Source organism: Lactococcus cremoris subsp. cremoris KW2 (assembly GCF_000468955.1).
Lineage (GTDB): Bacteria > Bacillota > Bacilli > Lactobacillales > Streptococcaceae > Lactococcus > Lactococcus cremoris.
Genome location: NC_022369.1, coordinates 798,242 through 811,607, shown reverse-complemented (window position 1 = coordinate 811,607; position 13,366 = coordinate 798,242). Strand labels below are relative to the sequence as shown.

Annotated in this window: 10 protein-coding genes; all 10 read right to left on the bottom strand. The window is 32.9% G+C overall.

The window, feature by feature from the left end:
• Positions 1 to 9: 9 nt before the first annotated feature.
• The 10 genes from secY2 to pnuC all read right to left on the bottom strand — a co-directional run bounded on the left by secY2 (position 10) and on the right by pnuC (position 13,362).
• Positions 10 to 1,218 carry an accessory Sec system protein translocase subunit SecY2 gene (secY2, locus tag KW2_RS03950; protein WP_021036976.1) on the bottom strand — a complete coding sequence of 403 codons (1,209 nt, stop codon included), beginning with the start codon at positions 1,216 to 1,218 and terminating at the stop codon, positions 10 to 12.
• 22 nt (positions 1,219 to 1,240) lie between these two features.
• The gene (locus KW2_RS12080) at positions 1,241 to 1,414 is read right to left on the bottom strand and encodes a hypothetical protein (protein WP_187288329.1); all 174 of its coding nucleotides are present in this window, start codon (positions 1,412 to 1,414) and stop codon (positions 1,241 to 1,243) included.
• Positions 1,407 to 2,744, bottom strand: a complete 1,338-nt coding sequence (gene gtfB, locus KW2_RS03945; RefSeq protein WP_021036975.1) for an accessory Sec system glycosylation chaperone GtfB — start codon at positions 2,742 to 2,744, stop codon at positions 1,407 to 1,409. The genes KW2_RS12080 and gtfB overlap by 8 nt, the downstream gene beginning before the upstream one ends.
• A complete protein-coding gene (gtfA, locus tag KW2_RS03940; protein ID WP_021036974.1) occupies positions 2,737 to 4,248 on the bottom strand; it encodes an accessory Sec system glycosyltransferase GtfA in 1,512 nt (503 codons plus the stop codon). Before gtfA ends, gtfB begins: the two co-directional genes overlap by 8 nt.
• Positions 4,249 to 4,268: 20 nt before the next feature.
• On the bottom strand, positions 4,269 to 5,270 hold the full coding sequence (locus tag KW2_RS03935; protein WP_021036973.1) for a sugar transferase: 1,002 nt from the start codon (positions 5,268 to 5,270) through the stop codon (positions 4,269 to 4,271).
• 22 nt (positions 5,271 to 5,292) lie between these two features.
• A complete protein-coding gene (locus KW2_RS03930) occupies positions 5,293 to 7,662 on the bottom strand; it encodes a preprotein translocase subunit SecA (protein ID WP_021036972.1) in 2,370 nt (789 codons plus the stop codon).
• Between the two features lie 110 nt (positions 7,663 to 7,772).
• On the bottom strand, positions 7,773 to 8,108 hold the full coding sequence (locus KW2_RS03925; protein WP_011675799.1) for a helix-turn-helix domain-containing protein: 336 nt from the start codon (positions 8,106 to 8,108) through the stop codon (positions 7,773 to 7,775).
• Positions 8,109 to 9,284: 1,176 nt separating this feature from the next.
• The gene (gene mutY / locus KW2_RS03920) at positions 9,285 to 10,445 is read right to left on the bottom strand and encodes an A/G-specific adenine glycosylase (protein WP_021036971.1); all 1,161 of its coding nucleotides are present in this window, start codon (positions 10,443 to 10,445) and stop codon (positions 9,285 to 9,287) included.
• A 97-nt stretch (positions 10,446 to 10,542) separates the two neighbouring features.
• The gene (gene uvrC, locus KW2_RS03915) at positions 10,543 to 12,552 is read right to left on the bottom strand and encodes an excinuclease ABC subunit UvrC (protein WP_021036970.1); all 2,010 of its coding nucleotides are present in this window, start codon (positions 12,550 to 12,552) and stop codon (positions 10,543 to 10,545) included.
• Between the two features lie 96 nt (positions 12,553 to 12,648).
• Positions 12,649 to 13,362 (bottom strand): nicotinamide riboside transporter PnuC, encoded by a 714-nt coding sequence (pnuC, locus tag KW2_RS03910; protein ID WP_021036969.1) that lies wholly within the window; start codon positions 13,360 to 13,362, stop codon positions 12,649 to 12,651.
• Positions 13,363 to 13,366: the final 4 nt, after the last annotated feature.

Sequence of the window (13,366 nt, the reverse complement as noted above, 5' to 3'; positions counted from 1 at the left end):
CCTTATCATCTAAAATAATGTTTGATAGTTATTACGGTTATAAATAGATAAAAATTCTTCTCGAATTTTATCCATTAGAGTAAGCAAGATCATCCAAGTAGGAATAATGTATGCCCACGTACTCAAACCAGGCCAAAATATCGAACATAGCATCGGTGCTCCGACCATCAAGATACTGATTATTCCTGAAACAGTTGCCATCCTAGTGATAATATCAAATAAAAACTTTTCAGTATTTTTCCCAGGATAAACATTTAAAAAATAATCTCCATTTTTTTGTAAATTATCGGCGATATTTTTATAATCGACATTAACATAAGCAAAACCGTAATTTAGCAAAATGACACAGAGAATCAGTAAAAGCACCCCAGGAAGCTCAGTCAATTTAATATTTTGATAGATTCCCATTAATATTTTGTTATTTGGCTGAAAATATAATAAAGCACTAATCAGATATTGTGGAAACAATACTACGGAGAAACTATACATAAACGGTAAACCTCCTGCTGGATTTACAGGAAGCGGATAATATGATTCAGCTATCATACGATTGTCCAGCATAACATGCATAAAGGGCAGTCTACGTTCTCCTTGAAAAAATCTAAAAGATAGAAAAGATGCCCACAACATCAATGCTACGAATGCTAAAATAATGATAGGAGTTAAAGCTGAATAAGTTTGTAATAAAACACCTTGTCCCACTCGACTTATCATGGTTTTTATTATTGCCACAAGAATAATAACCATGGGTCCCCCAACTCCAAATTGTTTATTCATATCCCCTAGCCATACTAAGACTATCGCTCCAGTCAGAAGAAGCATTCCTAAAACCAAGGGTGAAATCGTTCCATCTAAAGTTTTAACTTGCGATATTATCATATAGCTTTGAATTCCTCCAACAAGAGCACTAATTGAAATCCTGATAATATGAGTTTGTTGCTTCGTTAAGCTCTCAACATTCAGAAACTTAATAAGACCAACTACTCTCCATAAAATTATGGTTGACATCCAAGGACCCATACCCAAAGAAAAAAGAGAAAGCTTATCGATACTCATTCCTGTCATACTCATCGCGAATGTGAGACTTGAAGATAAATTCAAACTATTCATATTAATTCCAGGTAAAAGTATCTTACTACCCAAAATGTATATGAATGCTATCAAGAAAGAAAAACTCAATCGTTTTAAAGCAATTCTTTTATATATTTGTCTATCCATTTTTTTCTTTCTTTTCACCCTGTTACATCATCATCATTAAAATTCGCCCCAGCCCAATAAGTGTACCGATAATTAAAATCATCGTGGTGATAATTACTAAAGGGTTAGATTTCTCTTTTTTATGAATCAACTTACTTTCTTCATTAATTTCATTTTGTTTTTTTTCAATTTCTTCAAAAACAGGATTATTACGCATGACCGATTACCTTCTTATAATTTTTTATACTTTCTTGACCTGCGTGAAGCTTTTGTAAATTTATAAGTTGTTCAATATTACTTTGATTAAGTTGTTTCAGCTTTTCAACCATTTTTTCAAATTGTTCAGCTTTCCAAATATAATCCGTTACCGTGAAACGTTTATTGTGTGCTGTTTCTTGGAAAGCGAAAATAAGTTGTTGATGCTCAAAAGCTTGACGAACAATATTTTCTACTTCATTTCCATGATTAATATCTAAATAAACACTATTTGCTTCAAATAAATTTTCTATCTCATCTGAAGAGACTCCTGGATATAAAGAAACATTTTTTAGATTTCCAAAATCCATCAATTTTCCTGACATCTCTGTTCGAGCTGCAATATTAAAATGATAATCTGGTAAGCTTTCAGTCAATTCTTTTAGATGTTCTATATTGTCTGAATTTGTAAGAATAAATATTGTTGGAAGAAATGCTCTAGATTCCTTATAGGGATAAATCCAACCCAAATATGTCATTGACACTTTTGTCTCAAAATTAATTTGTTTTTGTAATCGACCATATTCTTCTTTGTTTTGTACAATAATATGTTTTGTGCTTCCATTCGTTTCCAAAAGGCCCTTCATATTCCCTGGCATTGTTGATGAAGTCTCCTGCCAAAATAAAGTATGTGAATAAGCTGTTTCTGGGTTTTCTCTTTCCAAGGCTAAGGTAATAAAATAAGGGATACCTAAAGAATTATAAAAGATATTTTGACTATCAATCCCCGCTACTTTAAAGTAAAAAAGAACGAAAGACTCATAGTTACTAAAAATATAAGTTTGATTTTGATAATAAAGTTGCAGAGTACCTGTTATATGATTTTGAACAATAACTTCTTTACCATTACTATCAAAGTAGGTAGTTAGGCTTAAGCCACCATCACTAAATGTTTTGTGCCCAAATCTTTGTCCATGCTGATTATAGAGATCAATTGCACGTTGTTTTTCTTGTTCATTCCACCATTCGACTGATTGAATAAATCGAAAATCATCTTTTCGATTACTATAGTGAATTTTTCCTTTTTGTTTGTAACCTTCAAAAATATCCGCACCACCATTATTTCCTTGAACCTCCCAATGAGCCGGTAACTTAAGATCATTAAAAAATAAAGGAATATTCTCATTAGGAGTTGTTTCGTTTTGAGTGAAAAAACGAATAGGAGAATCAATATCTTCTGGTAAATAACCATCATCTTGTAAAACAATAGTTTTATGCTTAAAGCCAGAAATTTTTAAAGAAGTTTCTAAATCAATTTCTTCCGATCTATAATTTTCAAATAAATTAATCATGACATACTTCCTTTTCTAGTGCTAACCATTTTTTTCTTATTTGTGTAGTTAAGAAGGGTTCAGCAATTTCATAAGACGCTTTTTGAACTTGAGCTAATCCCCCATTTCCCATTTCTTTTTCTTGTATCTTTACGATAGCATTTGATAACTCTTTAATATTTATTTCGTCCTCATTTTTAATATAAGGAATTAAATATCCATTCTTATCATCCTCAATAAATGTTTGATTGCCATAAGGAACGTCAAAACCAACCATTCCCAATCCTGAACCAACAGCTTCCATTAGAGTTAAACCAAACCCCTCGCTTGTTGATGCAGAGATATATGTAGCATATTGTTTGTATACATCATCTAATTTATGTTGACCTTTTAATGTAATATATGAATCTGCCTCAAGTTCTGAAATCAATTGACGCAGCTTACTTTCCTCAGTACCACGCCCATAAATATCTAAAGTTAAATCTTGAACAGTTTTTTTAGCTTCAACCACTGCTTTTATTAACCAATCAATATGCTTTTCCCCTGCTAAACGAGAAGCCGTAATCAGGCCATTCTTCTTTCTGCCAGCTTTCTTTCTTAATCTGTCTAAACTTCCTACTGGAATGGCTTCAACGAGTGGATCTGCTTTTTTATAATCATTAAATTGTTGAGCTAAAATATTTTTTTGTTTTTCAGTTGCAGTCACATAAAAGTCAAAACTTTCAACATTCGTAAATGAATACTCGTAAAAATTATTCCATAATATTTTCTCTGGTGTAGTCAGTGTTGCATTATAATGTTCTGCGTGAACAATACTTCCCACCTTGGCTGGACCTTTACACTTAATAATTTCTGGGCCTTGATCAGTTGATCTATCAATAATTAAAATATCTTGTGCAGTTAATTGTAAGTTTTTTATAAATTCTTCTAAAAGAACTCTTTTAGAAGAAATTATTCTATTTTCAAAAAGGAAGAGGCTATCTTTTCCGTTTAATAATTCTTCATATGCCACAGAACCATTAACGTTGAAAAATCGACGTTGAAAAAGTCGAGCACTATTATCTACAGGTTTAAAGTATTCTGAAAAAGTTTTGACATAAGTATAATAGTCTCGTTGAATTAGCTTTCCATTAACAAGTAATTCTGTTTTATAAACCTTATCAGTCGCAACTTTATCTAAATATGCCGTCAAACGTATACCATTCTCTTCAGAAATATAAGTAACCGAATTAGTAGATGTTTTTTTCTCTTTAATTGTAAATGTAATTTCTTTTTCTAAATCTTTTACACTAAAGGTTGTTGGGCTAATTCTTACATCCGTAAAAGATTGATATAGCCAAATAATTTCATCATCTTCAAAGCCAATATTCTGAGCCATAGGTTGGAGATTTTCCTGAAACATATCAGTAAAAATGAATTTTGCTATTTGCTTATTTTTTTTGAAAATATTTGAACGATAAGCTTGCGCATATTCTACACCACTACTAGCCCATCCAATTCCCTTGTTGAAATTATATATTGTCATTTTTATTATTTCTCATCTTTCTACAAATATAGAGCGTTTTGAATCTCAATTAATAATTTTTTAGCAAAGAAGCCCTCTTTTATAAGTTCACCAATATCCTGAGAAGCCTTTTGTTTTTCTCTATATGTTTCTTCTGTCATATCTTTTAGCAGTTCAAGCACTTCATCCATATTTTCACAAACAAAGCCTAAGTTATATTTTTCAACAAAGTCTTGCTTAGCCATCCCTTTATTCACAATTAACGGAATTCCAGCAGCTAAATAAGTAGAAAATTTATAAGAAGCATTCATTTCTGAGTATTCTCTCTCGTGTTGAGTCTCAATATCTTCACTCCAAACCAAGCCGTATCCACCTTGACGAAGAGAACGTAGAAGCTCATCATCATGCTTCCAGCCTTGAATAATAACATTACCTTGGGGCTCAAATTGTCCTCTACTAAAAACTTCAAGGCGCGTCTCACTCTTCCAGTTTTTAACAAATGGAAAGCGCTCCATATTTCCTGCAAATTTAAGGACAGGTTCAAAACGGGGCGTCTCAGGAAAATCCATTGGGGTTACATGATCCCAGACTTCTTGATATAAAACTGGAGGTGTAAGCCCTTTAGCTCTTAAGGTTACTTCCATTTTGCTTGATGGTAAGACAACCAAGTCCGCCTGATTGTAGGCTTCTAAATATGCATCAGCCAAATAAGCATTTCCTATAAACATCAATGGGACAAAATCATGAACGAACACAACTAGTTTTTTTGCCCGTTCTCGCAATTTTTTTAAAAGTACTTTATCAAAAGCAATACCATTCCATGTTGGCATTTGAGCAATTACTAATCCCCCATATTCAACCGAAGTAAGCATCCCATCAATACGCTTTTCTTTTTCTTCTTCACTATCGTCACTCACTCGATAAGCAGCAATATTAATTTCCTTATAACCTATTTCTTGTGCTAAATTCGTTATTGCATGCTGTCCATGCATTGCTGTGCTTTGTAAGGAATGACCATAAATATTAGTAATATATTTATTCAATTTTTTTATTACTCCATCTTCTTTAAGGGAAAATTACGACTAACTCTCCTTTTTTTATTTCAAATAAACTCAAAGCAACATTTCGAATAATCATCTTCGAAAGCTGCTCTTTATGGTAGTCATAACTTCTTTGAGCTTCTTTTTCATACTCAATCAATGGCGTTTTTTGTGCAGTGGCTCTTGAAGGAACTACAAACTTTAATTGATTTAAAATTTCAATTTGACTACTCCAAATCGTATCAATCGCTTTTAATATGCTTATTTGTAGATACTGGAAAAATGCTTTATCATCATGAAGTTGAGCTTGTTTGTTCTGTAAGTTCTTCTCAAATACAGACTGAATGAAATTCTCTTTTCCTGCTTGATTTTTTAAATATTGAAATGCTTGAATTTCTTTGAAATTATAGTCAATGTTATCTAATACAAATCTTTGTAATTCCACTTCTGTTTCAGAACCTTTTTGTTCAAAATATTCTTTTAGTGTTAAAGAGAGTTGCTGACTTAAAAAATTCAAAACTTCGTCAATATCAGAAAATTGCAGAACTCTTTGACGACTTTCATTGAACATATCTTTTTGTAGTTTAAGAATATTATCAAATTGCAAAGATTGGCTTCTTTGACCTTCTCCTTGCTCCTCTGATTTTTGCTGGGCTTTTTTAAATGTTCGTCGTAAAGATCCTCTTCTTATTTTTGGGGGAACTTGATGATATGGAAGGTTTTGTGATTTTTCTACGCGTTTATCATAATATTTTTGAACTCTTCCTTGCATAAATTTTTTAATTACATCATCTTCTAAAGATTCATAACTATAAGTTACCCCCGGTTCTCCTTGGCGTCCTGCTCTGCCCTTTGCTTGCAGCTCTCCGCGTCGATTAGGTAAACGTTCCGTAATAATAACCGCAAGCCCACCTTTTTTTATCGACTCTTCCGTTATTTTTATGTCTGTCCCACGACCTGCCATAGTTGTAGAAACAGTCACAGCACCAACACGTCCTGCTTCCTTAATCATTTGGGCTTCTTTCAAACTACTTTTTGCATTCAAGACGTTATGAGCAATTCCAAGGTCCAAAAGATAAAGAGACATTAACTCTGAAGCATCAACAGAACCAGTGATGATTAATAAAGGTTGTTCTTTCTTATGCAATTCTTGTATCTTCTTCAACGCTGCTTTTAATTTTGCTTCATTGGTTACGTAAGATAGAGAGGAATAGTCTTTTCTTTTATTTTTCTTATGAGTTTTTATTTTTTTTACTGGCAGATTATATGTCTCAATAAATTCAGGTTCTGCTACTTTTGCCGTTCCTGACATCCCTGAAAGTTGACGAAATTGGCGAAATAGATTTTGATAAGTTACTGACGAAATCGTTTGAGACTCGGGAGTCCCTTTTGCCCCCTCTTTCGTTTGAACTGCCTGATGTAGGCCACTCTGTAAGCTAGAACCTTCAAGTATTCGACCATCTTTACGGCTCAAGAGTTTTACTTCTCCGTCTTCAACTAGATAATCTTTATCTTTTCTTATTGTATGCTCAGCCTTTAAGGCTAAAATCACATGTTGGTAGAGGCTAAAGTAAGGTAAACCCAATAAATTATCCACAGAAAAATAATGTTTTGCTTTTTCGATTCCTTTTTCTGTTAACCAAACATTTTCTCCTTCATCGTCCATCTCATAGTCTTGTTTTATTCTCAAAGTTTGAACAAATCGATGCGAAACATCAAAATAATTAGACTGAACCTTTGGATTTCCTGAAATAATAAGAGGAGTTTGTGCGGTATCAATCAAAATTTCATCTACTTCATCCAGCAAGGCAAAAGTGAGTTCTGGCATAAAACGATTTTCAGGACTATCTGCTAACCCATCTATTAAAAAATCAAAACCAAATTCTCCATTTGAGGTATAAATAATATCTCCCCCATAAACTATCTTTCGCTGTTCTGCAAGACTTTTAGTCTCATTTTCTACCGCACTGCTGTCTGAAACACTTAGACCTAGCCATTCATAGACAGGTCCAATTCGTTCTTTATCCCTTTTAGCTAAATAGCCATTTGTTGTAATAAGAAAAGACCGCCCCATGGTTAGAGCTTTTAAATACAAAGGAAGAGTTGCAACTAAACTCTTTCCTTCCCCTGTCTTCATTTCTGCGATATAGCCCTCATACAGTACCAAACCACCTAAAACTTGTTCATCGGTATGAAACATTTTCAGGACTCGATATGAGGCTTCACGTACCACCGCGAATGCTTCAACAATAATTGCTTCTTCATCTTCGCTGTTAGCAATTTTTTCCCTTAATATTTCGGTTTGCGCCTGTAATTTTTCATCAGACATTGCGCGATAATAAGTTTTCTGTTCATTAATTTTTTTTAATAATTTTTTTGCTTTTGAATTTCGCATTTTTTTCTCTTATCCATACTTTAGACATCATTCTAAATAGCTGTTCTAGTATTTCTTAATTCCCTTTTGTCTTCACTTATGGTTTTTTGCTTGTGTTTAAATCTTTATTTTCAAATGACATTTTTTTCATGAATCAGCCAATTATTCGTTATTTTACACATATTAAGTTTTTGTTTTTCATCTAATCTTCGAAAAATAATTTCAGCAGAATTTTTATCATCATGGCCTTTCAACTCGTAAAGTTCACTTTTCCCAAACAAATATTCTGGAGAAACGTTAAAGTATTCTGATAGTTCTAACAATCGAAGCGCCGACGGCATGTGATTCGTTTTATAATTATTTAAACCATTTCTAGAATAGCCGAGTTCTTTTTCGACTTGGTTTAATGACTTTCCTAAATTTTTACTCAATAGTTTTAGTCGTTTATAAAATATGCTTTCGTCCATTTTTTTGATTCCTTATCAATTATGATTTATATGTTTCCGAAAAATTTAGATTTTTCGGAAAGAAGCGTAATCTATCTGTTATAGAATGTCCTTCAAAACACTGAACCTTATAAGTTCAGTAAAGATTAATAAAAAAAACACGTATTTTAAAAGATACGTGTTCGCAAATAAACGTCATCATTTTTCAGTAAATTAGACTGATAAAGCCTTAATACCGGGAAATAATGCAAAAAAGACTCCGAAAAATCTAAATTTTTCGGAGTCTTTAAAAACGTACGATATATCGATAGAATGGACAATCTAAACTTGATCAAATATGACAACAGTAGTCTTTTATATTTAACTTCTGTAATAACTATTATACATGCTTTCTGGAGTATTTCTACTATAAAATTGTATGCCATATAATTTATTGAAATTATTCTTTAGTTATTTTAAGTGTTAATATGGTGGTTTTTTTGTCTTTTATATCTCATTTAATAGGTATATAAGAAATTTGTCATAGTTAAAAGCCTACCATTATCACATTTTTGTTTCTTTTGATTGGTTTTATTTTGTTTGTTTAACATAATATGACTACTCTATTATACAATTAATAAGTGATTATGTCTATTATTAATTATAAAATCGTAAGCTATAAAATACTCTCTTTATCCTATTTTATGAGAATGCACTTATTACTTCAAATCAAACTAAGTACCCTTTTTTAGTTTTCTGTCTTTAAAGATATTGTCATCATACAGAGCTATTACAGTATCAAACCGTAACTTAACTAATCTTATACATTTTTATAAAATACTAATAATAAGAAACTTATTTTTTATAGCACCATGATTTATTGGCTTTTTTAAGACCTTATCAATCCAAAACCTCATAATTTTTTTATAAATACTCAATATAATAAATTACTTATAATCATTATTTTTTACTTTTGTTTTCTTGATTGTTACAATTACGTCGTTGCTCTTCGGAGGAATAACTTAAGTGGTTTAAGAGATAGATTTAATAAATTCTTTATTTATAAATTTGAATGTCTTAGACCTATTTGTATTGGATCTACTAACTTTTTCTTAACATATTATTTTACCCCAACACAAAAAAACATTGGTTCGCGTTGCCAATGTTTTTTTTATTATTTAATTTACAGTGTGAACCAATAGAGTTTTACAATAGTTTTCATATTTTTTTATCTAAGAGTTCAAACATTTTCACTTGCGGACCAGAAAGTGGAAGCTGTGAACGGCTTATCTTTGATAAATCCTGATTTAGATTGACAACATTTTCGCCTAATTTTTTTGAATCATAATAAACCCATTTTTTATCAGCTGTCAGTAATTCATCAGCAATTTCAAACTTCTCTTCTGCCTTTACTTTGATAAGTACAATGTGCCATTTTTGATGAGAAAAGATATGAGTGAAATTACCGAAGTATTCCATCTTAGATATACTTTCAGGAAGTTCTGGCATGATAATATTTTTACTGATTGCTCCGTCAGTAATTATTTTTTCAAAGTCTACTGATGATAATTCTGTCAGTGGAAAGGTCCACATATCAGCTAACAAGCCTTTCGATGGTCGTTTCTCCAAATAGTATTCACCTAGAGAATTCTCTAATGCGAAGGCAGTATAATACAACTCTTTTTGTTTGAGCTTTTTTGTTTTTACTGGATAGTTCAATTGTTTCCCATCAGCTGCTGCCGCACAGTATTTATTCAGCGGACAGGTTTCACATTTTGGCTTCTTTGGGCTACACACAAGTGAACCTAAATCCATCAGTCCTTGATTAAAATCACCAGGTCTTTTTTTACTGACGAGTGTCCGTAAATGCTCATCAAATATTTTTCGTGAACTACTTTTTGAAATATCACACTCTAATTCAAAAATTCTACTTGTCACGCGCATCAAATTTCCATCGATAGCTGGTTCAGCCAATTCAAAGGAAATAGATGCAATAGCCGCTGCTGTATAAGGACCAATTCCTTTGAGGGATAGAATCTCTTTCAAATTATCTGGAAATTTTCCATTATATTCATTCACAATTTCTTGTGCTGCAATTTTTAAGTTTCGAGCTCGTGAATAATAACCCAAACCTTCCCAAAGTTTTAATAACTCTGTATCATCAGCTTGAGCTAATGATTCAACTGTAGGGTACTTTTTCATGAAGCGTTCAAAATAAGGTATGACCGTTTCCACTTGCGTTTGCTGCGACATAATTTCTGAAATCCAGATTTTATAAGGTTCGGTCGTTTGTCGCCAAGGTAATGGTTTTTTATTAGCATCATACCAAGAAAGTAAATCTTTTTGAAATTCTTTTATTTTATTTTTAGACCAGTCCATCAATTCTCCATTTACATTTTCGATATGCTTCAAGCACTCTTCTTTGTTTTACTGACAAGATAAAAGAACTGACAGTTTTTACTGACAATCCTTTTGCTTATGACTTTTCACTTTTTAAAAGAGGAACATTATCTTTGATGGATTCCCAATTTTCATCGCTTTTATGAGGAGCAGACAAAGTGTTTTTGACACGCTCGGCAACTTCATAAGGAACTCCTGCCTCAGCAACTTCTTGAACCGTCGCTTCTTCAATCGCTTTTAAATTTTTAAAAGTTGTCAGCAATTTTTGCTTCCGTTTTGGTCCTAATCCAACAATTCCATCCAACTTACTTGAAAATGTATTTTTCCCACGTAGTTGTCTATGAAAGGTAATCGCAAAGCGGTGAACTTCATCTTGAATTCTGGTCAGTAAAAAGAATTCTTGAGATTGTCTTGATAGGGGGACAACCTCTAGTGGATCACCAAAAAGTAACTCTGATGTTTGGTGCTTATCATTTTTTTGCATCCCCGCTACAGGAATAGCTAAACCAAGTTCTCGCAAAACTTCTTTGGCAATATTAACTTGACCTGCCCCCCCATCCATTGCAATCAAATCAGGAAGAGCAGTTTCTTCTTTGAGCGCTCGCGAATAACGTCTGGTCATCACTTCGCGCATTGAGGCGTAATCGTCAGCTCCAACTACTGTTTTAATTTTATACTTCCGATAATCTTTTTTTGACGGTTTCCCATCAATAAATACGACCATCGCAGACACTGGTGAAGTTCCCATGATATTTGAATTATCAAAAGACTCAATTCTAACCGGTTTTGGTATTCCTAAAATTTTCCCTAAATTTTCAACTGCTTTAGTAGTTTTTAAAATGTCACGTTCAGCCACATCGAATTTCAGCTGTAATTGAGTCTGAGCATTCTTAGTCGCCATATTAACCAATTGTTTTTTCTCCCCACGACTTGGTTGGATAATCTGTGTTTTAGCTAAAAGTGAAGATAAACGTTTCTCCGATGATAATTCTTTATCTAGTTTGACAATTGATTGCTCAACATCTTTTTGGTCAGAAAATTTAAGCGTTTTTGCCGTAAAGACTTTAGCATCTACTGCTTTAGCTTGCGCTTTTGTCAGCAAATTTCCTTCTTGACTGGCGGCAACTACTGCTTCTACAGAATCCTTATCCATGTCTTGAGGAATAAAAATCTCTCTTGGCATCATATGATTATTATCTTGATAAAACTGACCAATATAAGTCAAGAAATCTTCTTCGGCATCATTGTAATATGGAAACATATTAACATCTCGTTGAATCAGTTTCCCTTGACGCACGAAAAAGACTTGAACACACATCCATCCTTTATCAACGTAATAGCCAAATACATCTCGGTCTTTCAAATCCTGATTCATCACCCGCTGTTTCGTTCTTAAGGTTCCAATCGCCTTAATCACATCACGATATTCGGCAGCTTGCTCAAATTCCATATTATCTGAAGCACTTATCATTTTTCCTTCAAGTTCTTTAACAATTTTTTTATCTGAACCTGTTAGAAACTCTTTGACTTCTTGAGTCATGTCCTTATATACTTGTGGGTCAACGTGATTAACAACCGGACATAAACACTGATGGATATGAAAATAGAAGCAGACTTTTTTCTCGTGCAATCCGCATTTTCTAAAAGGAAAAATTCGGTCTAAAAGTCGTTTAACCTCATTAGCAGCCTTAACATCTGGATAAGGTCCAAAATAAGTCGCCCCGTCTTTTTGAACTTTACGTACAACTAACAGGCGAGGATATTTTTCATTTGTTATTTTCAAAAAAGGATAATATTTATCATCCTTAAGCATGATATTATATTTTGGCTTGTAACGTTGAATAAGATTTATTTCTAAGACCAGAGATTCAATATTAGAACCTACAACAATCCATTCCAAATCTTCAATTTCGGAAACCAATAATTCTGTCTTTGTATTATGAGAACCATGAAAATAAGAGCGCACTCGGTTTTTCAGATTCTTTGCCTTTCCGACATAAATAACAGTCCCATTTTTATCTTTATGTAAATAACAGCCAGGGCTATCAGGTAATAGCTCCAACTTCGCTTTTATCGTTTGATTCATAATGTTTATTATAGCAAAAAAATGTAGGAGCTGCTCTCCTTTTGGATGTTAATAAGAACAAAAAAACACCCTAAATCCTTAGGGTATTTTGACTAATCATTTCGTACCACCTTCATTATCCGCTTCGCCGCTTGCCCAAACCCGATTTGCATAGATGGCATTGAAGAGTAAGGCTCCTTGCAGAGCAACTTGTGATAAATACATTCCCAATTGGCCTTGAGTATTTACGTCCATTATAAATTGTATTGTCAATATTGACCAATAGACCACGGCAGCAGTATTAACCACAATCCAGAGTGACCAATTTTCTTTATATTTCAAAATGTATAATACTTGCGCGATAAGTGGGATAATCAGATTTAAGGAGTCAAAATAAGGAAGTTGGCCATTTAAAAAAGCATCAATAACCCAAACGATTAGCCAAGCAATGAAAGCTCCTAAAAATATCAGTCGACGAGTTTTTGGTTTAAATTCATGAATAGCATCATCTTGTCCCCAAAAAAACCAACCAACAGGTTGAGATAAAATATAAAAAATTCCCATTACAAAACTCATCCATGAATGGGTCTGATAAGCTATTAAAGTCATCGCTATAGTCTGTATCAATCCAAACGCAAAATTAATTTTACGCCCTTTCATCCCATAAATGAGACAAAGCACTCCAAAGACACCCGAAATCATCCCAATGAAGGAATCCGGAGCAATAATATAAACAATGATTTGTAATAACAATAAAATAGCGATATATGTGATTTCAAACTTTTTCCAATTTGCAAAAAGTTGTTTAAAAAGCCATGATTCTTTTGTCATTTCT